Origin of the sequence: Portibacter marinus (genome assembly GCF_021533195.1) — a bacterium.
GTDB classification, from domain to species: domain Bacteria; phylum Bacteroidota; class Bacteroidia; order Chitinophagales; family Saprospiraceae; genus Portibacter; species Portibacter marinus.
Genome location: NZ_JAJNKB010000001.1, coordinates 877,667 through 901,284, shown reverse-complemented (window position 1 = coordinate 901,284; position 23,618 = coordinate 877,667). Strand labels below are relative to the sequence as shown.

The following is a 23,618-nucleotide window of genomic DNA, read 5'->3' as shown; positions in this document are numbered from 1 at the left end:
AGAAGTTGTGAGTATTCAGCCTTGACTTCTAGCCATAATTTGAGTTTTATTTTAGCGGATTTACCTGTACCTTCGTAAGCGTATATTATAAAACCAACTCTTGATCTTATGAGCTTAAACTTACACTCTAGGCTAAGGATGTATTCCGTCCTTGTAGCTACTATTACACTCCCCTTTCTAATGCTTGGTCAACTGAGTATTCCTATGTCAGGTACATCTGCTACCATTGACTTTGAGAATTCAGTAACCACAGTCAATAATGGAAACTTCACTGCTACTGTTGACCCTGCTCCAATGCCAGCAGAAGGTGGATTAAGTTCAAATGCATGGAATTTTACCGGGTTTGGAACATCGTCAGATCTAGTTAGAGGTACTGATACTGATGGAGGTGTTACTACGGGGGGGATTTATGCCTTTGTAGTCGGAGTAGACACTTTTCTGGGAGTCCAACCTGCAGGTTCAGATTTTACACCCGGAACCATCATTTTGTCTGTGACCAACAACACGGGTCAGGGTATTGCTGAAATTAACCTTTCCTATGAAAATTGGATTAACAATGATCAGACACGAGCTAATTCGCTGAACGCAGAGGTTTCCGTAGACGGTTCCACCTATATTCCTTTGACAACGTTCACTTCTCCGGAAGGTCCTGATACCGATGGTTTTATCGCAAGTGCACAATCAGGTACTACAATGCTACCATCGATTGTTCCTGTAGGTGCTACATTTTTTATCAGATGGTCAGGAGATGATGTTTCTGGCTCAGGTTCTAGAGATGAGTTTGGAATTGATGACATAGTTGTTACAGCTACGCAACTGGTTCCACCACCATGCATGGGAGATGCGGGTCCTAATCAAACCATCAACGAAGGTGAAAGTGCTATCATGAATGCAAGTGCTGAAGAAGAAGGTACCTGGTCGTCTGATTTTGGCACATTTAGTAGTCCTAATGATCCGATGGCTAGTTACACACCTGGCCCGATTCTAAACGATACCGTTGTAACGCTTACCTGGACTTCATCTGCAATTGAAAGTGGATGTACCGCAACCGACTATACCCTGGAAGTGACCATTCTCGCAGACATTAATGCTGATTTTAGCTACGATCCTGCTATGATTTGTCCTAGAGATGGAGTAGGGATTCCGATTTTTACTCCGGATGCAAAGTCAGGTATATTCTCATATAGTGTAGTTTCTGGAGGACCTTATCTGGAATTAGACCCCCTAACAGGTGTGATTGAAGCTGCTGAAAGTGACGAAGGCGAATACACCATTACCAACACGGTAACCGGATGTGGTAATTTAATCATCACCGGAGTTGTAGATGGTGATCTGACTGGAGGGCTTCCTAAAGCGGTAGAATTGTATGCACTTACAGACATTGCAGATTTGTCAGCATATAATATTGAAGTTGTAAACAATGGAGCTGGAATTGATCAAGGTATAGACTTACCTAAAAGATCACTATCTGCTGGTGATTACTATTATATTTCTTCTCGTTTGACAGAGTTTCAAGACTTTTTTGGGTTTGCTCCTGATCTGGTAGATGGTGAAATTAATGGAAATGGAAACGACGCCGTAGTTTTAAAATGTAATGGTATCGTAAGAGATGTTTTCGGAGATCCAGATATGGATGGGAGTGGGGAACCATGGGAGTATACAAATGGATGGGCTTATAGAATGGACGATCAAGAAAGTAATAGTGGTTCTTTTGATGCAGCCAATTGGGAATTTTCAGGACCAAACGGACTCATGGATGAGATGACCAATGCAAATGCAGCAAACCCTATGCTTGTAGGTAGTTTCAGCAATAGTGCACCACCTCCCAATACTGATGTGTCTTCAGATTTTAATGTAATCATAGACTTTGATGCTAATCCAGGAATTACTTTAGTTTGTAAAGGAGATGTCAATATTTCAATTGATTCAGAGACCTGTTTTGCAGAAGTCACTTATTTGATGTTATTGCAGAATGTTGATCCCGATGGGTGCTATGATTATGATATTGAAATAGAAAATTTAGAAGGCAATTTAATATCTAATGCAGGGACCTATAAAGTTTCTGTAGTAAGTGGTTATGATGGAAATTCATGCTGGAGTACAGTCAATGTTGAAGAAAAAGTCGCTCCCATTTTAACTTGCCCTGACGACGCCACGCTTGATTGTGCCATTGAACCTACCCCCGAAAACGTCAGACTGTTTGGTATTACCGAAGATATGACTGCTGGTCTGGTTGATCATAACGATTATGATGGTGAAGCCAACGCGGCAGCATGGGGAGTTGGAGTTCAAGAGTGCTCAGAATACAACTTGACTTTTAGAGATTACAGGATAGAAGGAGAATGCGATGGAGATACCATTATTAGAACCTTTACAGCAAGAGATGAAAATGGATTGCAGTCGTCTTGTGAGCAAGTCATCTTCCTGAATCCTGAGGATCTTGATAATATTACTTTGCCAGATGACTATGATTGTTTAGCCACCAATGTTGATTTATGTACGGACAGAAGATATCCTTACGGAACCGTAGATCGTGTATTTCCGCTTAATTGTGACGGTGCAGGAACGGATTGGGCTGTATTGTCTAATGGAAATCCCTCACCAAAGGATTCTTTTGATATAGCTGGTAACCTTGTTGCGCCGGGCACCGGGCGCATTGGCGGCATTAACTGCGGAACAATCCAAGCGGGTTATACGGATATTGTGGTACCCATTTGTGAGGAGCCTGGTATGGAGTGTGCGCAGAACTCGCCTAGTTTTAAAGTGGTGAGACAGTGGAAGATATTAGATTGGTGTACCGGAGCGATTATAGAACACAATCAGATCATTAAGGTGATGGATACAGAACCACCGGTGATCGAAGAGTTACCGGATGTAACGATAACGACGACTTTATGGGATTGTAGTGCTTCTTTAGAATTACCAATGGGTGAATCGAGTGACAACTGTTCAGAAGACATCAGAGTAGCATACAGCTCCACTGCTGGAAGTATTGTAGATGGTGTGTTGTATTTGGAAGACAATGCGAAGACTATGGTAGGAGGAGATACGGTTCAGGTGATGGTAGATTACTACGATTGCTGTGGCAATACAACGAGTGATACATTTGCAGTAGTGGTTCAGGATTTGATACCACCGGTTGTGGTTGCAGATTTACATACGACGGTAGCTTTATCCAGATTTGAAGAAGATGGCTTGGCGAAGATTTATGCGGAGACATTCGATGATGGAAGTTTTGACAATTGTGGACCGCTGAGTTATGGAGTCCGAAGAATGGATGGAGTTTGTAGCGGATTTAGAGGAGAGGATAAAGAAGGAGAATTTTTTGAGTTCATACATTTTTGTTGTAAGGACATAGGCGAACCGGTGATGGTAGAATTCAGAGTATGTGATGATGCGGATATGGATGGCTTAGCAGGCGGAATATTAGGAAGAATAGGCCCTACGGAAGCCGAGGATGTTGACTTTGAAAATGACCCTGATGACAATTGTAATTATGCGATGATTGAAGTAGAGGTACAAGACAAGTTGCCACCAGCATGTTCAGCTCCTTCTGATATTACGATCGACTGTATAGATTTTGCAGCATTGGGTGATATAGATAGGATCCGAGAGAGAGATTATGATGATATATTTGGGGAAGCAGCAGGAGCAGCGATATGTGATGTAGATATTGAGCAGGAGTTGACCAGCACGGAAGATTGTGGATTGGGAGAGATAGTCAGAACAATAAAAGTAACGAACGAAAACAATGGTATATCTGCTACTTGTTTTCAGGTTATCACAGTAGTGGTAGCGGATTCATCAGAGAACTTCTTGGTATGTAGTGACATTAATTTCCCACCAAATAGTGTGGAAAGACAAACGTTTGATGCTGCAGGATATGACAATGTATGGTGTGAGACCAATCCATTTAACATTGGAGATCCAGCCGATGATGGAGAGGACTTGCCAGCCATAGATGTAATGGACTGTGAAGGCGTTAATATAACAGCACCGATCATTGACATTGATAATTTATGTTCAGAAGTGGGGATCAACTTGACACTGGATACCTTTGATTTTGGAGGAAGTGCATGTAAGAAGATCTTGGCTCACTGGGAGGTGATTGATCAGTGTTTGTTTGATGAGAATTTCTTCATAGACGGCGAGGTGGATCCATACAGACCAGAAAACGGATACTTTGAGTTGTATGTAGAGTATGACTTGTTTGATACAGAAGGACCTGTGATTGAATGTGGAGATGGTTTTAATGCGGAGTGTGATGGAAGTCTGGCAGGCCAATTGTCAGCCAGTGCGACGGATAATTGTACAGAACCGGAGTTTTTCGGATGGAACTGGAGATTGGATGTAGGAGCGGATGGCACAGTTGAGTTCGAAGGAGAAGGCAATACGATCGAACCAGTAGACATTGGAATGGAGAGTTTTCCAGAAGGTCAGCACATCGTCACATGGATCGTTAGTGATGGCTGTGGAAACTTAAGCAGCATGGATTGTCCATTAGGCTTTGAGGTAGTGGATTCTAAAGAACCTACACCATACTGCTACGATGGACTAGCAACAGCATTGATGGAAATGGGCGGAGTGACGTTATGGGCAGCGGATTTTGATGCAGGGTCATTTGACAATTGTGGTGAAGTATTCGTGACCATCGTACCGGAGAGTGATGTGGAAGGTTTAAGTGATGCAGAAGCATATGCAGCATCATTGAACTTGGTAAGAAACATAGAGACCGGAAAAGATGAGTATGGCTGGACATTTGGATGTGAATACATTCCGAATGGCGTATCTAATATCATAGATGTCAGACTATATGCAACGGATGAAGCCGGGAACTTTGATTACTGTACAGCTAGTTTGAGGTTACAGGACAATTTGGGGGCATGTGAAGATGATGAGGATGGATCGGCGACCCTGGGTGGAAACATAGCGACCAGAGATGATCAGATGGTCAGTGAGGTAGAGGTAGAAGCGATGGCGTCAAATCCTGAATTTCCGAAGTATACTTCTACGGATGCAGAAGGTAACTATGCATTTTACAATAACAAACTTGGCCTGGACTATGAGATTACGCCAGGTAAGACAGGAGACTATAGAAATGGCGTGACAACCCTTGACCTGGTATTGGTTCAAAAGCACATATTGGGACTAGAGGAGTTGAGCAGCATGTACCAGTTAATAGCTGCGGATGTGAACAATGACAGGCAGATCAAGGCCAGTGATTTACTGCAATTGAGAAAGTTGATTTTGGGAGTCTATCCAGAAGATAAACTACCGAGCAATGATTCATGGAGGTTTATGAGTAAGCAGGATGATCCGGAAGACAAGACTCAGCCATGGCCATTTGAAGAAGTGGCGAACATCCAGAATCTAAGTTCAGATATGATGAGTGCAGATTTTGTAGCGATCAAAGTGGGAGATGTGAACGGAACGGTAAGTGTAAGTGAAAAGAGTACGGCGCAGGTAAGAAATGCCAGAGCGATCAATTTAGAAATAGGAGAGCAGCGTTATGCACCTGGTGAGGAAGTTAAGGTAGCTTTCACCTCTGCTGACTTTAAGGAGGTATATGGATACCAGTTCACCCTGGCCTTTGGAAAGGACCTTGATTTTGTGGGATTTGAATCAGGAAGTTTAGAATTGAGCGAGGCTAATTTTGGTTGGAACAGATTGTCAGAAGGGTTGATCAGTACTTCATATGATAATGTAAAGGGAGTGAGTACGATGGCAGAGGAAGTGCTGTTTACGATGATCTTCAAGGCTAAGGAAGTGGGAACAACTGCTTCATCGATCCAGATCAATTCCAGAGTGACTAAAGCAGAATCCTACATAGGCAACGGATTGGAGATTACTGATATTCAATTGAGAACGAATACAGATCAGAAGGAAGCAGGCTTTGTGTTGTATCAAAATGAGCCGAATCCATTTAAGCAATTGACGAATATCAGTTTCAATTTACCGGAAGCGGGCAATGCAAGTTTGAGAGTCTACGATGTGACAGGAAAGACATTGTATTCTCAGAGCGGCACCTATGCTAAAGGATTGAACACGATACAGGTGAAGAACCTGGGATCAACAGGAGTGATGTACTACCAGATCGAATCTGGCGAATACACTGCTACTAAAAAGATGATTGTGATTCGTTAGAGGCAACATCAGAATACATATAATCATAGACTTAAAGAGCTGGATGAGATTCATTCAGCTCTTTTTTAGTAGCTCAGATTTTTTAGCAGTTTCACTTTTGATCTCTGAGACACTTTAAGGTTTTCAGAAACTGGTTGGCCTGCCTGCGGCCCAATTTCAACTTATAATTTTTTTCCTTATTCTCAAATGAGATTCCAACTACCTCCGAATTGGATATTAATTCAAATTTACTTTCCTCAACAGATGATTCGTGGAAGTTGATGGTCATCAAAGATTCACAATTGGCGATATGTGCACTCGCACACGTGACCACCTTTCCCTGAAGGAGATGAAATGACACATCAATATTGTTATCGAGGCAAAGATTTTTCGCTGCTTTGAATGCCAGAGTATATTCATCATGGGTTTTAAACCATACTAGATCAAAAGTATTCTTACCATTATAGTCTCGAATGATAATTTTTTCTTTAGCGATATGCCGCTCAACACCTGTTAGCTTATCGACATATTTGTCCGTTAATTCAGAACAAATCACTTCTTTTGAAGCTTTGAAAGTATCAAAGCTAGTTGATGTCAAAAATATAGATAGATACAATAGTATTGTACTAAAATGTAAAGTTGATTTCAAATCAGATTCGTTTTATATCTGACTACTTTGCAAATAAGATACCAGACTTGAAATAATAAGGCATAATTTTTAAGAATAGATAATCACCCTTATTTTGTGCCCAAAATATAATGCAAATGATCGAAACTATACCTTTAATTGTAATGCCAGACTTTTCAGATTCTTCAATTTGGTTGAGTTTGATTACACTGACTTTCCTTGAAATCGTTTTAGGAGTAGACAATATTATCTTCATATCGATTACCAGCAATAAACTTGAAGAAAAAGACAGGAAAATGGCCACCAACGTCGGGCTACTATTAGCTATGGGATTGAGAATTGCGCTGCTTTTTGGAATATCCGTTCTGATTGCTATGGAAAAACCCTGGTTCTACATCGATTTCTGGAATATAAAAGGAGGATTTTCTGGACAAAGTTTAATTCTTATACTCGGTGGAATTTTCTTACTATATAAAAGTGTATCCGAAATACACCATAAATTAGAGGGGCAAGAGCACAGCGAGGGTACTAAAAAAAGAACGACTTTGACCAATGCGATCATTCAAATAACAGGTATTAATATCATCTTCTCCATAGACAGTATTCTGACGGCGGTCGGTATGACGAATGGTCTGCAAGGGGCCTTAATATTAATGATCATTGCAGTAGTGGCTTCGGTTCTGGTCATGATGCTGTTTGCACAGCCAGTAACTAAATTTGTCAATAAGCATCCAACTATTCAAATGCTAGGGTTGTCTTTCCTGATACTAATTGGCTTTATGCTGATCATTGAAGGCGCACATTTAGCCCACATTACTTTTGGCGGAAATGAGATAGGGGCAGTGCCAAAAGGGTACCTGTATTTTGCCATTGCTTTTGCATTGCTGGTTGAAGTGCTGAATATCCGTATGAGAACCAAACGCAATCCGGTTCAACTTCACGGATATGCCGAAGAAGCTGTAGCTGAAGGATTAATAGAAAAAAATAAATAATGAAAGTAGAATTGTTAAAGTCTAAATTACAACAAGTCATTGTTACAGAAGCTAATCTGGCTTATCGTGGTAGCATAACCATCGATGAAGATTTGATGGATGCTGCAGATTTGCACGAGTGGGAATTGGTCCATGTGAACAATGCTTCGAATGGTACAAGACTCATCACCTACGTACTAAAGGGACAGCGGGGAAGTGGAGATATATTAATGAATGGAGGAGCAGCTTTACATGCGAAAGAAGGCGATAAAATTCATATCTTGTCTTTTTGTAATATTAAGAAATCCAAGGCGAAAAATCATGAACCAATAATTGTGCTCACGGATGAGAACAATAAGGTAAGTGGTTATAAGAGCGGAGGAAAATAAATTTCAACATGATAAAGAAAGATTTAGCTAGTCTAATACTTCGGGTAACGTTTGGCACGACCATGTTAATTGGTCATGGTTGGGGGAAATTTTTAAAATTGATAGACGGTGGTCCTATTAAGTGGGCAGACCCCATAGGTTTAGGCCCGGAATTGAGCCTGGGGCTTACTACTTTCGCAGAAGTGCTTTGTGCTGCTTTATTGGTTTTAGGTTTGTTTTCACGACTAGCGGCCATTCCATTGATCATCACCATGCTTGTAGCTGTATTTGTGGTACATATTAATGATCCGTTTGGTAAGCTAGAGATGCCTATCTTATACTTGGTTGGGTATACGGCCATTTTACTATTGGGTTCCGGAAAATACTCATTAGATTACCTTATTAGGCGAAAAAAGTGATCAAAAGAAGCTGTGCCTTGCTGGTAATCGTTTTATTTCTTGCTGCGTGTAAGACCCATCCCGTGGTTAAGTACAATAGTATCAGCGGTAGCACCATGGGTACAACATACAACATTATTTACCAAGGCTTAGATCCAGATCAACTTAAATCTGAAATCGATAGTGTACTTATAGAGGTTAATGCGGCCTTGTCTACCTATGAACCAGGGTCAGTCATTTCTTTATTTAATAAAGCCTATTCAAAATATGTAGTCAATGATGACGCCATATTAAACCATCATTTTATCGAAAATTTCGAGCTGTCATCAAGGATTAATCGTGAGAGTAAGGGAGCGTTTGAGCCTACGATCATGCCAGTGGTCAATTACTGGGGTTTTGGATATACCGGTAAAATTAAAGTGACGAATGTGGATTCAACTATGATTAGTCAATTAATCACTAGAGTAGGGTTGGATAAGATAAAGCGAACTGAAAACAAACTCCTGAAACAAGACACCCTTGTTGAGTTAGATTTTTCAGGAATAGCAAAAGGTTATGGTGTTGACTACATTGCAAAGTATATAGAAAATAAAGATGTTTCCAATTATTACGTGGAGATAGGCGGAGAGGTATATGCAGAAGGAGTTAACGAAAGAGGACAGATTTGGCGTACAGGAATATCCGTTCCCTCACCGGACGCGACTTCGAATGACTACCAGGAAATCATTGAAATATCAGAAAAAGGTATCGCTACATCGGGAAATTATAGAAATTTTTATGAATCCGACGGACAGATATTCAGCCATACTATTAATCCTGAGACTGGCTTTCCAGAACGAAATGCCATACTAAGTGTAACCATCATCGCACCTTCTTGTGCTATAGCCGATGGTTTTTCGACCGCTTGTATGGTACTTGGGCTTGAAAAATCTAAAAATATAATACGTGCCAATGGGGAAATCGAGGGAATCATCATTTATGCCAACGAAAATAACGAATTGACCATATTTGATTCGAGAACATAATACTTGGTAAGTACTAGACCATTATTTAATAATCCTAAATCATCGGGTATAGGTGTTCTTTTTTTAACTTCCGTATCTTCACATCATATTTGATGAAAAAAAGCTCATCGAATAGTTATTAAAACAACCTGATAAAAGAAAACAATGATACACTTTAATCTGAAAAGGCCACTTGTATTTTTTGATATAGAATCCACCGGTCTAAATGTAATACGTGACCGAATAGTACAAATTGCATTGGTAAAGTTCTCTCCGGAGAAAAAGGAACCAGATGAAATGGAGATGCTTATCAATCCAGGCATTCCCATTTCAAAGGAAGCCATGGAAGTTCATGGGATCACTCCTGCAGATGTGGCCAACAAACCTACTTTCCCGCAAGTTGCCCATAAACTTTATGAATTTATTGGTAACGCAGACCTTGCCGGATACAATTCTAACCGTTTTGACATTCCCATGTTGATGGAAGAATTTGCGCGCGCTGGTTTGGAACTTTATATTGATCAAAGAAATACCATCGATGTCCAACGGATCTTTTATAAAATGGAGCCAAGAACGCTTAAGGCTGCTCTAAAATATTACTGTGGTAAGGAGCTCGATGATGCCCATGATGCCATGGCGGACGTGAAAGCAACGGTGGAAGTGCTAAAAGGACAGCTAAAGGCGTACGACGGTGTTGACTATATAGATGGCGATGGCTTTAAGATTGAAGCACCAATTAAAAATGATATCGATGCGCTGAATGATTTTAGCAATGATCTAAAAATTGTAGATGTTACCCAACGTCTGAAGTATGACAACAATCAAAACATCGTTTTTAATTTTGGCAAATACATGGGTAAGGAAGTGGGGAAAACGCTGTATAATGATCGGCAATATCTGAATTGGATTCTTGAGAAAGAATTTACGCATCAAGTAAAAAAAATTGTTCAGGAAGAGGTAAAGTCTTATGCGAAGTTACATCGTACTTAGTCTGATTGTGATCTGGTGTATCTCTTGCTATGAAAAACAAGAAGGATGCCTGGACATAAGAGCAAGAAACTACGATTTTACAGCTGATGAACCATGTGAAGACTGTTGCACTTTTCCCAATATGCAGTTGCGTGTCACACACACTTGGGGAGACACGACTTTAATTCGTGATTCTGTTTATACGAACGAATTGGGACAGAAATTAAAGATTCTGAAAGCTGAATTTCTATTGTCCGATATATCATTATTGTTGGATAATGAGGCCTATACCGTGATCGACTCTGTGGAGGTGATTGATGTTAATGGTTCAATCATAGCTAGAGCAGATAACTTTGCACATGTTCGAAGTGACCGATTTAATTATACCATTGGAAGCTTTGACAAGGCTCAGGATTTTACAGCTATTAGTTTTGTTTTTGGGGTCAATGGAAGATTTACAAACAATGACTTAGTGGAAGATAATACCATGTTTAACGATACAACATTGACCTACACCAATTTCAAAATGCAGTATGAGTTTAATGATGATACATTGAACTATACACTCAGAAGTCCAGTAAATACGGTAGATTTGATCATTCCTGGCAACTTTAATCTTCCGATTGGTACTGATTTTACGATTCAAATTTTTGTCGATTATCAAAAGCTCTTGAATGACATCAATGTTCTCGAATTGGGTCAGGCCTCCACAGACCAACTGATTCTTGAAAGGATTCCGTTCTTTTTCGGACTTTAATTCCAACAAAAGAGAAATCTCACTCGTTGTACAATCAAGATTCCTAGATGATGAGAAAAATTTTGTTGATAGCTGCAATTGCTGCGGTTTTGACTTCTTGCAAGGAGGAGGGGATGATTGAATTTAATATTATTCCATTATACGATGGTCAATCAGTAGAATTGAATGAAGCTGTCCAGTTTGGTGATATGCAAGTCAGATTTGAGAATTTGGCCTTGTACATGACTGATATATCTATAGTGAATAATGGAGAGCAAGAATATGCACTTTCTGAACTCGAATTGATACAGCTTAGTGATGGAATCAGGGGGCAAACCATACTTTACGAGGAGGTGCCTGGTGGAAATTACTCAAAGTTGAAATTTAATGTGGGTATCACAGAAGATCTGAATGCTCAGAGTCCGGGAGATTTTAGTGTTGAGGAACCATTGGGCAGGACTGATTTCTACTGGGTTCCCTGGAATTCATATATTTTTTCAAAGACTGAGGGTAGCGCGGATCCAGATGGTGATGGCGTTTTCGACCTAAAATGGTTCTATCACACTGGTAGTGATGCATTATTAAGAAGTTTATCCATTGACATAGATTTGGCAGTTGATCAAGGTGCAAGCTCTATTTTGGCACTATCCATAGATTATGGAAGATTGCTAAGCAATGAAGATGGATCTCGGTTTGATATAGTTAGCAAACCGAGAAATCACAATCCCGACGATACTGAAATCATTAAAAAATTGGTCGACAATTACAAAGTCTCGATAAAAGAAGAGTTTTAAAATGTATCTCAAAAGCATTACACTTTTCTTGGTTCTTTTATTATACTCTTGTGAAAAAGATAGAATGTCAGAGGAAGGGGTGGACTTGACTGATATAACCTTTTCTCCTGTTAACTACGAACTAGAAATACCTGATCACCTTCCATCTTTTAATATCCCGGAAGACAATCTTTTAACGATCGATGGTGTACGATTAGGTCAACACTTGTTTTTTGATCCCATCTTATCTGCAGATAGCACACTGTCTTGTGCCAGCTGTCATTTTCCTGAAAAAGCATTTACAGATGGAACCGCAGTAAGTGTGGGTGTCAATGGAAATGTAGGCCGAAGGTCATCTATGTCTTTAGTTAATATAGCTTATACTTTCAATGGTTTATTCTGGGACGGCAGAGTAGAAACATTAGAAAATCAAGCTTTAGAGCCCGTGGAGGATCCGTTGGAATTGGTAGAGGATTGGGACAATGTTGAGCAAAAGTTGAGAAGAAGTCAGCGGTATCAGGAATTGTTTCGCAAGGCTTTTGGAATTAGCAAAGCAACAGAAATAGATCGTTTACTTGCAGTAAAAGCCATTGCTCAATTTGAAAGAATCATTATAAGTGCCGATAGTAAGTTTGATCGAGTGGAATACTACGATACCGAAGCTTATACTATATCTGAGCTGAATGGTAGAGATATGTTTTTTGATGCAGATCCCATGACGCCGGATGCAGAATGTGGACATTGTCATAATGGGCCACTTTTGACCACTCAACAGTACGTCAATAACGGAATCGAGAAAGTCGATGACTTAGTAGATTTTCCGGACAAGGGTAGGGGAGAAGTGACCGGTCTTCTTTTTGATAACGGTAAATTTAGGGCCCCAACACTTAGAAATATTGCTCTTACAGCACCATACATGCATGACGGACGCTTCAATACCCTTGAGGAGGTGGTCGATCATTATAATTCAGGCGGACATTTCGCTGAGAATCTGGATCCATTAATCCAGCCGCTAGGGCTAAGTGAGCAACAAAAGGCAGATATTGTGGCTTTCATGCATACCATGACAGACACTTCCTATCTGCAAAATCCATTTATTATCAACCCATTTGAGTAATAATCAGTCAAAATTTATTAGTCAAAATAATATTTTTTGAACAATTATAGATAACTGATGCATCATTTCGCTAAATGATGGTATTCTTGAAGAGAAACTAAAACATATTATAATAAAAAATATATAACAATATCGCTTTTTTGTAGTTGTCCTGTTGAAATTAAATTAAGATCATTGTAATGTGATTGCTAGATAACGTGAAGAGTGACTATAATTTGAGATTGAGTTTTAGTTATTATATAACATTCTTGGTAGAATAAAAAAAGATTTATATCTACTTTGGATATGTTCATGGGATTATAATTTGCATAAGTTAGTCGTATCTGCTGCGACTAACTTTTTTTTGCTCGTTTCCAAAGTCGACTTGTTCCCACTTCCTTTTATGTGCTTTTCAAGGAGCCCTGGTTTCCACTTCTCATCTATTTAATTAAGCGCAAGCATATAGTGTTTCTTAACTTTGATGTCATAAGTGAGGTTTAATAGTTTAGTTCTGTTTGTTAGTAAAGTAACCATACAGAATTGGGCATTAGTCATAATAAATTATCCTAATCTTCTGTTCTGAATGGTAATAATCCTTATATTTCGAATTGAGAGGCTCATAGGTAACAATGGAAAAATCTTATCTGCGTAGAGGCTCACTAGTTTTATGTAAAAAATAAATGGTATGTATTTTAACTCAAAAGGAGACGCCGAAGTCACTTATGATGCAATTGTTGTAGGTTCAGGCATTAGCGGAGGTTGGGCTGCTAAAGAATTAGCTGAAAAAGGTCTAAAAACCGTGGTATTGGAAAGAGGACGTAAAGTTGAGCACGTCAAAGATTACACCACAGCTGCAATGGAGGTATATGACTGGCCTGGAAATACAGAGGAATCCTCGCCAGAAACTTTAAAGGATTATCCGGTTCAGAGAAGGACAGGGTATACGACCAGAAGGGGACATAGACACTGGTTTGTAAAAGATACAGAGCATCCATTTGTAGAGGTGAAACCTTTTAATTGGATGAGAGGATATCATCTTGGTGGTCGTTCCATCACTTGGGGTAGACAGAGCTACAGGCTTTCACCGATGGATTTTGAGGCCAATGCTAAAGATGGAATAGCCGTTGACTGGCCCATTCGATATGATGATATGAAACCCTGGTACGATTATGTTGAAAAGCATATTGGAGTTTCAGGTCAAAATGAAGGACTAGCCCAGCTTCCTGATGGCGTTTACCTTCCACCTATGGAGATGAACTGTGTAGAAGACAAATTTAAAAAAGGGGTGGCTGAAAACTTTGGAGGCAGAATGGTCACTATAGGCAGGACGGCACATATGACTGGCCCTTTAAGTCACAGCAATGATAGTAAGCGTGGACAATGTCAATTTAGAAACCGATGCATGCGTGGATGTCCTTATGGCGCATATTTTAGCAGTCTTTCTTCTACACTACCGTACGCGGAGCAAACCGGAAACCTTACCATAGTTTGCAATTCTATTGTCTCTGAAGTGATCTACGACCCTGAGACCAACCTGGCAAAAGGAGTTAGGGTGATTGATGCTGAAACTAAAGAAACAAGGGATGTTTATGCTAAGATTATTTTCCTGAATGCTTCGGCCATTGCTTCGGCCTCTATTCTGTTAAACTCCAGATCAGACCGATTTCCTAATGGTTTGGGAAATGATAGTGGAGAGCTGGGTCATAACATTATGGATCACCACTTAGGAGTGGGAGCAAGAGCAGATTTCGAAGGATTCGAAGATAAATATTATACAGGTAGAAGACCTAATGGCATTTACGTACCAAGGTTTGTTAATCTAGACAAGTCCAGTGAGAAAAAGGACTATTTGAGAGGATTCGGTTATCAGGGAGGAGCATCAAGACAAGGATGGTATAAAGTGATCAGAGAAATGAAATTGGGTAAAGAATTGATGGAAAGTCTTCAGACTCCGGGCGAATGGACCATGGGCATCGGAGGTTTTGGTGAGTGTCTACCTAATCATGAAAACAAAATGTATCTGGACTATGACAACATGGATCCCTTCGGAATGCCTATGATCAAAATAGACGCAGAATGGAAGGAGAATGAATTGACCATGAGAAAGGATATGGCTTCTGCTGCAGCAGAAATGTTAGAGGCAGCAGGAGGTAAAGACGTAAGATCTTATGATTCCATAGATGATAATGAGGGAAAGAACAGAGCGATGGGAATTGGAATTCATGAAATGGGTACGGCTAGAATGGGTCGAGATCCCAAAACTTCTGTATTGAACAAATTTAACCAGATTCATGCATGTAAAAATGTATATATGACAGATGGAGCAGCTATGACTTCAGCAGGATGTCAGAATCCTTCTTTGACTTACATGGCTTTGACAGCAAGAGCAGCAAACCATGCAGTAGAAGAACTTAAAAAGATGAATTTATGAAAATGAATAGAAGAGAAGTATTGAAAACTGCAGGACTGGTATTAGGATATACCATAACTGCTGGATCTGCTGCTGCTATACTCGGTGGCTGTTCAGCTGATCCAACTCCTAATTGGACACCTGAAACATTGAAGGATGATCAGGTTAAGACTCTTGAAAAAATAGCCAATGCAATAGTGCCGGGTACGGACCAATTGCCAGGTGCAAAAGATGTCAACATTGCAAAGTTTATGGACGAACGACTTTCAATTTATGCAACTGAGGAGGAAAAAACAGCTTTCCAGGAAGGTTATAGCAGCTTTGTAGAAAATCATAAGGTCACAGGTATGTCAGATCAAGAGATATTAGATCTGGTTAAATCTGAAATAGAAAATGGATCTGATTTTATGAAAGCTGTTCACGAGCAAAGCATCATTGGTTTTTGTACCTCTGAAAGAGGAATGAAGGAAGTATTGGTTTTCAAGCCCATACCCAGTGAACAAAAAGGTTGTGTACCATTAGAGGAAGTAGGAGGAATATGGGCGATATGAATATCAATAGAAGAATTTTTCTACACAAAAGTGCTGTCATGACCAGCGGTATTTGTCTTGGAAGCCTATTAAGTGCTTGTGGAGGAAAAGAAAAATCGACGACTATGTCTACGAATGAAAATTCTAGTAAGCCTTCTGATATCAAGATTTCTTTAGCAGAATGGTCTTTAAATAAGCAGATATTTGGTAATGAAATTGACCACTTGCAATTTGCTGCGGAAGCGGCCGGAATGGGGTTTACAGGCATTGAATATGTGAATCAATTTTTCCCGGATAAAGCCAAAGACAAGGTCTTTCTTGATGAAATGAACCAAAGAGCTAGTGACGCGGGGGTAGAACAACTCTTGATCATGATAGATAGTGAAGGAGGTTTAGCTCAAACCAACTCAAACGATCTTAAACAGGCAGTAGAAAATCATAAGAAGTGGGTGGAAGCTGCTCAGGCCTTAGGTTGTCATTCTATCCGAGTGAACGCTTACGGGCGTGGAACAGCGGATGAAGTTGCTTCAGCTGCAGTTGACGGTCTGGGAATGTTAGCAACATTTGCCAAAGACTACAATATCAATGTTATCGTTGAAAATCATGGTGGATATTCAAGTAATGGTCAGTGGTTGGCAGGAGTGATGCGTGAAATTGACATGGAGAATTGTGGAACGCTTCCTGATTTTGGAAACTTCTGTATCACTCGAAACGAAGACCGCTCTTGTAAAGAAGAATATGATAAGTATAGAGGTGTCGAGGAATTGATGCCTTATGCCAAAGCTGTCAGTGCCAAAACACATGATTTTGATGATAATGGTAATGAACCCGATATTGACTATCATAGAATGATGAAAATAGTGCTGGATGCTGGTTATAAGGGATATGTTGGAGTAGAATACGAGGGCTCCAGGATGGAAGCCAAAGAGGGTATTATAGCAACCAAAGAACTCATAGAAAAAGTGTTGAGTGATTTAGGATAAGTAACTCTCCATTTTATTTGTTATCATTGCTTTACAGCAATTTCAACATTTTGAGCCGTAACTACTTTAAAGATAAAACCATTTGGATAACAGGGGCTTCTAGTGGATTAGGCGAGAGCTTTGCCAAATCATTATCAAAAAGGGGAGGTCACATCATTCTTTCTTCAAGAAGAAAATCAGAACTGCAAAGGGTACAAAGTGAGTTATTAAATCCCGAAAAAAGCCGGATAGTGACTGTTGACATGGAGCAAAGTGCTTCGATTGATGCCGCTTCTCAGTCTATTCTAGATCTTGAAAAAGTGGATATAGCCATTTTGAATGCGGGTATATCTCAAAGGTCTTCAGCACTTGACACTGATTTGGAAGTGGAAGAAAAAATTATGGCAGTCAACTATTTCGGGGTCGTCAGAGCCGCAAAGAATATTTTACCCACCATGCTCAGAAGTGGTTTTGGTCACCTGGTTATTATAAGTAGTGTGACCGGAAAAATAGGAGTACCTCACAGAAGCACATATGCCGCATCCAAACATGCTCTGCATGGATATTTCGATTCATTGAGAGCAGAGTTAGAAGAAAAAGGTATTAAAATTACAATGATCTGTCCAGGTTATGTTCATACTAAAATTTCCTCGAATGCTTTAGATGGGAGCGGGAAGCCACAACAAAAGATAGATGAAAATTCTAAAAATGGAATGACGACGGAAGCATTTATGAGGAAAGCGATTCCAGCGATTGAAAATCAAAAAAGAGAAGCTTTAATTGGGGGTAAAGAAACGTTGGGCGTATATTTAAAACGATTCATTCCTTCTCTACTTTTTACAATAGTCAAAAACACCAAAGCATGATTAAAGCGATACAATCTGATCTGTTTACCAGAATGCGAGAGGACATGGGACCTTTAGGTAAATACTCTGAGGTTGCAGAAGGATATTTTATTTTTCCTCGACTAGAAGGTCCACTTTCCAATAGAATGATTTTTAAAGGAAAGGAAGTCATTAACTGGTCTATCAATGATTATCTGGGACTGGGGCGAAATCCAGAGATCATAGCAGTAGATCAGGAAAGTATTGCCGAAAATGGAATGGCGTATCCCATGGGCTCTAGAATGATGTCAGGCGATACAGCATTGCATGAACAACTTGAGATAGAATTATCCCAGTTCATAGGCAAGGAATCGACACTTCTATTAAACTTTGGGTATCAGGGAATTATGTCTGCGATAGACGCATTGTTGACCAGGAGAGATGTAGTGATCTACGATGCGAATTGTCATGCATGTATAGTAGATGGGGTAAGACTGCATACAGGGAAAAGGTTTGCATACAAACACAATGATATCGAGAGCCTGGAGAAGTATTTGAAGTTTGCAGAAAAGATTGTTGACGATACGGGAGGCGGAATATTGGTCATTACTGAGGGAGTATTTGGAATGCAAGGAGATCAAGGAAAGCTCAAAGAAGTGATAGATTTGCGATCTCGATTTAGCTTTAGATTGTTAGTTGATGATGCCCATGGATTTGGTACACTTGGAGAAACTGGAGTTGGGGCTGGAGAAGCACAAGGTGTTCAAGATGAAATAGATCTATATTTCTCTACATTTGCTAAGTCAATGGGCAGTATAGGTGCATTTATTTCTGGAGAAAAAGACATTGTTAAATACCTTAAATATAATGTAAGGTCACAAATTTTTGCTAAGTCTTTGCCGCATGTGGTTGTAAGAGGCGCGTTGAAAAGACTTGAATTGATCAGAAAGGACAGAACACTTATTGACAAATTGTGGTATAATGTAAGAAACCTTCAGGATGGTTTGCGTAGTGCTGGATTTAATCTTGGCAACACGAACTCTTGCGTTACACCGGTAATGTTAAGTGGTTCAGTAAATGAGGCGATGAATCTTGTAAAACACTTAAGAGAGTCTTTTGGTATTTTTTGTAGTATAGTGGTCTATCCGGTAATTCCGAAAGGAATGATACTATTAAGATTGATACCTACTGCAAATCACACTGACAAGGATATCGAAGAAACGATAAATGCTTTTAGCTCAGTCAATTCTAAGTTGACTTCAGGAGGTTATGCATAATATTAGTAGCATACAACAGGTAGGTTTGGGTTCCGCTGATGTGCAGGAAGTATACAAATGGTATAAGAAGCATCTCTGTATGAACATCCAAGTGTTCAGTGAAAAGGCAGAAGCAAAGCTGATGTCCAACTATACAGGAGGTAAAATACATAGTCGTCACGCCATTTTGGCGCTCAATAAATTTGGTGGAGGTGGAATTGAGTTTTGGCAATTTACCTCACGAGACTCTGAGCCTGTAAGTTTTAAGATTAAGCCTGGCGACCTTGGAATTTCCATGATGAAAATGAAAGTTTCAAATATAGAAGAAGCTTTTGCTCGCATCAAAGAGTTAGAGGTCAATATTTATTATGAAGTGGGTGATAATATTATGGACCCATCGTCTTTCGCCTTCCAGGATCCTTTCGGAAATGATGTCCAGATGATCGAATCATCTAATTGGTATGATCCCAAAAGAAAAGATAAGCAAGGTGGTGTAATAGGAGTAACCATAGGTGTTACCGATATGGATCAATCTATTAGTTTCTATAAGGAGTTGTTGAATTTTGATATAGTTAGAAATCTTCATTTAGAAACTTACAAGGATTTGGATAACATAGCTGGTGAAAAGCTTAAGTATAAGCGTGTGGTATTGGAACATTCTAAACCAAGAAAAGGCCCGTTTGCTAAATTATTGGGTTCTAATGAAATTGAACTCATTCAAGTATTGGATCGCGAACCGAATAAAATATTTGATTCAAGATATTGGGGTGATCAAGGCTTTATACACCTATGTTTTGATGTTCAACGAATGTCAGCTTTGAAAAAGAAGTTTGCTGGTAAAAACATCAGATTTACGGTTGACTCCTCTGATAGTTTTGACATGGGAAAGGCGGCAGGACGATTTGCTTATATCGAGGATCCTGATGGTACTTTGATCGAATTTGTTGAAACTCACAAGATCCCCATTATTCCTTGGCTTGGTTGGTACTACACGGTGCCTAAAGACCTCAGCTCCAGCTTACCGGATTGGTTGTTCAGGTTGATGTTTTTCTTCTCATGATTCGTTTTAGATACTAGTAAAGCTCCGGACGGACTTGTGACTGACAAAACTTCATTCTCACCCCAGCTGCCGGGGACTGACAGAATTTCATTTTTTTCCCACTGCCTTGGGACCAAAAATTCTATTTGCCAGAAATAATGCGTTTCATTCATTATTCCATCACGTCAAGCAAAACACCAGTAAATTGCTTGTTGTCAAATCGGGAAGACTACTGATTTATTCTTTGCACCAACTTTCCAATGGTCAGCCCTTGAATCAAAATTGAAAAAACCACTACAATATAGGTGATGATGAGAAAAAGATCCTTGTTCATCGAGTCTGTCAATGAGAGGGCCAATGCTATTGAAATTCCACCACGCAACCCACCCCAGGTCATGATCAATGCTGTTTTAGGCACAAAGTCCAGATATTTATCGAAAATAGTGACCAAAGGATATAAAGACACATACCTTGAGATCAACACAATGGGAACGATGATCAATCCTAGTAATATATAACTGAGATTGTAGGGTAGAATCAGAATTTCCAGACCAATCAAGACAAAAAGTATGGCGTTCAGATAGGTATCTATTAGCTCCCAGAACTTGTCAATGTAGCTCTCTGTAATTTCTGACATAGAAGTAGTCCTGCTATGGTGAGTGCCAATCAAAAGCCCTGCAGCAACTACTGCTAATGGTCCTGAAAGATGTAGAAACACAGCAATCCAATGCACCCCAAGAACCAAAGCAATCGTGATCATTACCTCCACTTCCCAGTTATCTATCGACTTCATTAATCGATGAGACAACCAACCTGCGATCAACCCTAAAGTCAGTCCTCCTATTACTTCTTGCGCAAATAATACGGCAACTGACTGATTGTGCTCCGCTGATTCAATATTGGCAATATTAAAAATGGTCAGAAAGACCACAACTCCTACGCCATCGTTGAATAAGGATTCTCCGACAATCTTTATTTCAAGATTTTTAGGCACCTTGGCCTTTTTTAAAATACCTAATACAGCAATGGGATCGGTCGGAGAAATTAAAGCTCCGAATAACAAACAGTATATAAAATCAACTTCTAATTGAAAAGCAAGTAAAAGCAGGTAGACCAGTCCTCCTACAATAAATGTAGAAGCCATCACCCCTAAAGTGGCGAAACTTATGATTGGCCAACGATATTCTTTCAACTTCTGAAAATTGGTATGAAGAGCACCTGCAAAGAGTAGAAAGCTCAACATCACATCCAATAACAGTGTCCGAAAGTCTATCTGATTGATAAATTCAAACACCAAATCATGAAATTGATCATTATAAAGACCAACAAGAAAAACCAATCCGCTAAAAAGACAAGCAATCAACATCATACCAATGGTATGTGGAAGCTTCAATATCCTTATATTGATGTATCCAAATGTCGCAGCCAGTATGGTCAGTAATGATAAAATTCCGAAAATATCCATGGCATAAATGTACTTATTTGCTTACTTTTCCAGGGATTAGGTTGCATTAATTTCTTTTTCTACGTCTTTTTCTTCGTTCACGGTCTCCGCGCTCTTCATCGTCTGGTCCAGGTACTCGAGTACCACTACTATCGGTCTTAATAATATCAACTAACCAAAGTATGAAAAATACATTGCTAGCTACAGCAGCTACCAAACCGAGAATAAGCAATAGAAAGAATAGTAAAATGGCAGCATCTGTGGCCACTATAACGGCAAATAAATATCCTCCGGTAATAGAAACAAGTGAGAAGATTGATAATCCAATCCATGCAATGAGGAACTTCTGACCTCTTTGTGTCATGACTTGAAAGTACCTACCTGCTTTTTTTACAGCTCCACCTAAGGTTCGCTTTATTCTTTTAAATAGATTTTTTCCTTCATTAACCTCTGCTTTCTGACCTACATGACCACTAAAATGTACTTCAGCTGAGTGGCTTACAGGGTTTGTCGCGTTGGCATACCCACTGAATAACAACAGCATGAGATAGAACAATGTACTCGAGATGTTTTTCATGATGAACGGTGTTTAAATTAAAAAATGATAAGCAATCTGTTTTGCAACTTCCTCAAGAATAAATAACATTTAAGCCAATACATCTTTGACCACATGTCCGTGTACATCAGTCAATCGAAATCTTCGGCCTTGTGTTTTGTAAGTGAATCTTTCATGGTCGATCCCCATCAAGTGCATGAGTGTTGCCTGAAAATCGTGAACATGGACCGGATTTTTTACGATATTGTATCCAAATTCATCGGTTTCTCCATAAGTGACCCCTTTCTTGACCCCTGCACCTGCCATATAAATGGTAAAACATCTGGGGTGATGGTCTCTTCCATAGTTATCTTTTCTTAGCTTCCCTTGTGAGTAACAGCCCCGACCAAACTCACCTCCCCAAATCACCAATGTGTCCTCAAGCATGCCACGCTGCTTTAAATCTTTAATCAACGCTACAGAAGGTTGATCCACGGTTTTAGACATTGCAGTGATCTGACGTGGCAGGTCACCATGAAAATCCCAACCCATTTGATAGAGCTGAATAAACCTTACCCCGCTTTCTGCCAACTTTCTGGCTTGAAGGCAATTATTAGCAAAGGTACCCGGAACTCGTGCATCCGGGCCATACATATCAAAAATATGCTGAGGCTCTTTCGAGAGATCTAAAGTTTCCGGAACAGACATCTGCATTCTAAATGCCATTTCATATTGTGCGATTTTTGCCTGCAGAGCGGGATCCTTGGTCTTTTCATATTGATTTCTATGTAAGGATTCCAGATGTTGAAGCATGTTCTTTCGACTTTCTCTGGACATTCCATCTGGATCATTTAAATACAAAACTGGCTCATCTCCAGATCTAAACATGACGCCTTGATGTTGTGATGGTAAGAATCCATTACCCCATAGCTTGGCATAAAGCGGCTGACCTCCGGGTACTCCTCTTGAAAGCAGGACCACAAAGTCTGGCAAATTTTTATTTTCACTACCCAGGCCGTAACTCAACCAGGAACCAATACTCGGTCTGCCCGCTTGCTGTGATCCCGTCTGTATAAAAGTTATCGCAGGATCGTGATTTATGGCTTCCGTATGCATGGTTTTGATAAAACAGAGTTCATCAGCAATCTCACGGTGATAAGGCAATAAATTACTCAACCATGCTCCACTTTCTCCATATTGGTCAAAAGTAAAATCTCCCATGGCCAAAGGGAAGGATTTTTGATTCGCAGTCATACCAGTCACCCTTTGGTCTCCTCTTATGGATGCTGGTAGCTCCTGTCCAAACATTTCCTTCAGTTTGGGCTTGTGATCGAAAAGTTCAAGTTGGGACGGTGCCCCACTTTGGAAAAGAAAGATGACACGCTTGGCTTTTGGAGCAAAATGCGGAAGTCCCATTTCGTTTCCTCCCATGTTGTGCAACAAATTGCCACCGAACATCGATGCCAGAGCGGTCCCACCTAAACTATATAAGCTGTTTTTCAGGAAAACCCTTCTATTCATCGCTGAAACCATATCATTAAGTCTTTCCATA

The 23,618-nt window shown here is 39.9% G+C and carries 19 protein-coding genes; 15 read left to right on the top strand and 4 right to left on the bottom strand.

All coding sequences use genetic code 11. The features are described 5' to 3' along the window. Positions 1 to 108 precede the first annotated feature (108 nt). Positions 109 to 6,144, top strand: coding sequence for a T9SS type A sorting domain-containing protein (locus L2567_RS03720; RefSeq protein WP_235296353.1), 6,036 nt, complete (start codon positions 109 to 111; stop codon positions 6,142 to 6,144). Between the two features lie 91 nt (positions 6,145 to 6,235). On the opposite strand, the gene L2567_RS03715 is transcribed toward L2567_RS03720, so the two are convergent. Then, positions 6,236 to 6,772, bottom strand: coding sequence for a hypothetical protein (locus tag L2567_RS03715; protein WP_235296352.1), 537 nt, complete (start codon positions 6,770 to 6,772; stop codon positions 6,236 to 6,238). A gap of 116 nt (positions 6,773 to 6,888) precedes the next feature. Between L2567_RS03715 and L2567_RS03710 the strand changes: the two genes are divergently transcribed. The 14 genes from L2567_RS03710 to L2567_RS03645 all read left to right on the top strand — a co-directional run bounded on the left by L2567_RS03710 (position 6,889) and on the right by L2567_RS03645 (position 20,108). Beyond that, positions 6,889 to 7,743, top strand: a complete 855-nt coding sequence (locus L2567_RS03710; RefSeq protein WP_235296351.1) for a TerC family protein — start codon at positions 6,889 to 6,891, stop codon at positions 7,741 to 7,743. Next, positions 7,743 to 8,111 (top strand): aspartate 1-decarboxylase, encoded by a 369-nt coding sequence (gene panD, locus L2567_RS03705; RefSeq protein ID WP_235296350.1) that lies wholly within the window; start codon positions 7,743 to 7,745, stop codon positions 8,109 to 8,111. The genes L2567_RS03710 and panD overlap by 1 nt, the downstream gene beginning before the upstream one ends. An 8-nt stretch (positions 8,112 to 8,119) precedes the next feature. Further along, positions 8,120 to 8,509, top strand: a complete 390-nt coding sequence (locus L2567_RS03700; RefSeq protein WP_235296349.1) for a DoxX family protein — start codon at positions 8,120 to 8,122, stop codon at positions 8,507 to 8,509. Further along, a complete protein-coding gene (locus L2567_RS03695; RefSeq protein WP_235296348.1) occupies positions 8,506 to 9,513 on the top strand; it encodes an FAD:protein FMN transferase in 1,008 nt (335 codons plus the stop codon). Before L2567_RS03700 ends, L2567_RS03695 begins: the two co-directional genes overlap by 4 nt. A 144-nt stretch (positions 9,514 to 9,657) precedes the next feature. Beyond that, entirely contained in the window at positions 9,658 to 10,482 is an 825-nt protein-coding gene (locus L2567_RS03690; RefSeq protein ID WP_235296347.1) for a 3'-5' exonuclease, read from the top strand. Further along, complete coding sequence (locus tag L2567_RS03685) at positions 10,460 to 11,218, top strand: MbnP family protein (protein WP_235296346.1); 759 nt, start codon at positions 10,460 to 10,462, stop codon at positions 11,216 to 11,218. The genes L2567_RS03690 and L2567_RS03685 overlap by 23 nt, the downstream gene beginning before the upstream one ends. 50 nt (positions 11,219 to 11,268) lie before the next feature. Continuing rightward, on the top strand, positions 11,269 to 11,991 hold the full coding sequence (locus L2567_RS03680; protein WP_235296345.1) for an MbnP family protein: 723 nt from the start codon (positions 11,269 to 11,271) through the stop codon (positions 11,989 to 11,991). Positions 11,992 to 12,055: 64 nt separating this feature from the next. Continuing rightward, complete coding sequence (locus L2567_RS03675; RefSeq protein WP_235296344.1) at positions 12,056 to 13,087, top strand: cytochrome-c peroxidase; 1,032 nt, start codon at positions 12,056 to 12,058, stop codon at positions 13,085 to 13,087. A gap of 664 nt (positions 13,088 to 13,751) precedes the next feature. Further along, entirely contained in the window at positions 13,752 to 15,497 is a 1,746-nt protein-coding gene (locus L2567_RS03670; protein WP_235296343.1) for a GMC oxidoreductase, read from the top strand. Between the two features lie 2 nt (positions 15,498 to 15,499). Continuing rightward, positions 15,500 to 16,027 (top strand): gluconate 2-dehydrogenase subunit 3 family protein, encoded by a 528-nt coding sequence (locus L2567_RS03665; protein ID WP_235296342.1) that lies wholly within the window; start codon positions 15,500 to 15,502, stop codon positions 16,025 to 16,027. Further along, positions 16,024 to 16,989 carry a sugar phosphate isomerase/epimerase family protein gene (locus tag L2567_RS03660; protein WP_235296341.1) on the top strand — a complete coding sequence of 322 codons (966 nt, stop codon included), beginning with the start codon at positions 16,024 to 16,026 and terminating at the stop codon, positions 16,987 to 16,989. Before L2567_RS03665 ends, L2567_RS03660 begins: the two co-directional genes overlap by 4 nt. A 50-nt stretch (positions 16,990 to 17,039) precedes the next feature. Next, positions 17,040 to 17,834, top strand: coding sequence for an SDR family oxidoreductase (locus L2567_RS03655; RefSeq protein WP_235296340.1), 795 nt, complete (start codon positions 17,040 to 17,042; stop codon positions 17,832 to 17,834). Next, positions 17,831 to 19,069: an aminotransferase class I/II-fold pyridoxal phosphate-dependent enzyme gene (locus tag L2567_RS03650; protein ID WP_235296339.1), complete on the top strand. Its 1,239-nt coding sequence runs from the start codon at positions 17,831 to 17,833 to the stop codon at positions 19,067 to 19,069. The genes L2567_RS03655 and L2567_RS03650 overlap by 4 nt, the downstream gene beginning before the upstream one ends. Continuing rightward, entirely contained in the window at positions 19,062 to 20,108 is a 1,047-nt protein-coding gene (locus tag L2567_RS03645; RefSeq protein WP_235296338.1) for a VOC family protein, read from the top strand. Before L2567_RS03650 ends, L2567_RS03645 begins: the two co-directional genes overlap by 8 nt. 208 nt (positions 20,109 to 20,316) lie before the next feature. On the opposite strand, the gene L2567_RS03640 is transcribed toward L2567_RS03645, so the two are convergent. The 3 genes from L2567_RS03640 to L2567_RS03630 form a co-directional block, all read right to left on the bottom strand. Then, positions 20,317 to 21,552 (bottom strand): cation:proton antiporter, encoded by a 1,236-nt coding sequence (locus L2567_RS03640; protein ID WP_235296337.1) that lies wholly within the window; start codon positions 21,550 to 21,552, stop codon positions 20,317 to 20,319. A gap of 46 nt (positions 21,553 to 21,598) precedes the next feature. After that, a complete protein-coding gene (locus L2567_RS03635; protein WP_235296336.1) occupies positions 21,599 to 22,108 on the bottom strand; it encodes a hypothetical protein in 510 nt (169 codons plus the stop codon). Positions 22,109 to 22,177: 69 nt separating this feature from the next. Then, on the bottom strand, positions 22,178 to 23,617 hold the full coding sequence (locus L2567_RS03630) for a DUF1501 domain-containing protein (protein WP_235296335.1): 1,440 nt from the start codon (positions 23,615 to 23,617) through the stop codon (positions 22,178 to 22,180). Position 23,618: the final 1 nt, after the last annotated feature.

Coding starts and splice junctions, on each gene's coding strand:
- L2567_RS03690 (WP_235296347.1), top strand. CDS start 9,658: ATGATACACTTTAATCTGAAAAGGCCACTTGTATTTTTTGATATAGAA.
- L2567_RS03650 (WP_235296339.1), top strand. CDS start 17,831: ATGATTAAAGCGATACAATCTGATCTGTTTACCAGAATGCGAGAGGAC.
- L2567_RS03670 (WP_235296343.1), top strand. CDS start 13,752: ATGTATTTTAACTCAAAAGGAGACGCCGAAGTCACTTATGATGCAATT.
- L2567_RS03685 (WP_235296346.1), top strand. CDS start 10,460: ATGCGAAGTTACATCGTACTTAGTCTGATTGTGATCTGGTGTATCTCT.
- L2567_RS03640 (WP_235296337.1), bottom strand. CDS start 21,552: ATGGATATTTTCGGAATTTTATCATTACTGACCATACTGGCTGCGACA.
- L2567_RS03675 (WP_235296344.1), top strand. CDS start 12,056: ATGTCAGAGGAAGGGGTGGACTTGACTGATATAACCTTTTCTCCTGTT.
- L2567_RS03680 (WP_235296345.1), top strand. CDS start 11,269: ATGAGAAAAATTTTGTTGATAGCTGCAATTGCTGCGGTTTTGACTTCT.
- L2567_RS03700 (WP_235296349.1), top strand. CDS start 8,120: ATGATAAAGAAAGATTTAGCTAGTCTAATACTTCGGGTAACGTTTGGC.
- L2567_RS03635 (WP_235296336.1), bottom strand. CDS start 22,108: ATGAAAAACATCTCGAGTACATTGTTCTATCTCATGCTGTTGTTATTC.
- L2567_RS03630 (WP_235296335.1), bottom strand. CDS start 23,617: ATGGAAAGACTTAATGATATGGTTTCAGCGATGAATAGAAGGGTTTTC.
- L2567_RS03720 (WP_235296353.1), top strand. CDS start 109: ATGAGCTTAAACTTACACTCTAGGCTAAGGATGTATTCCGTCCTTGTA.
- L2567_RS03710 (WP_235296351.1), top strand. CDS start 6,889: ATGATCGAAACTATACCTTTAATTGTAATGCCAGACTTTTCAGATTCT.
- L2567_RS03645 (WP_235296338.1), top strand. CDS start 19,062: ATGCATAATATTAGTAGCATACAACAGGTAGGTTTGGGTTCCGCTGAT.
- L2567_RS03660 (WP_235296341.1), top strand. CDS start 16,024: ATGAATATCAATAGAAGAATTTTTCTACACAAAAGTGCTGTCATGACC.
- L2567_RS03665 (WP_235296342.1), top strand. CDS start 15,500: ATGAATAGAAGAGAAGTATTGAAAACTGCAGGACTGGTATTAGGATAT.
- panD (WP_235296350.1), top strand. CDS start 7,743: ATGAAAGTAGAATTGTTAAAGTCTAAATTACAACAAGTCATTGTTACA.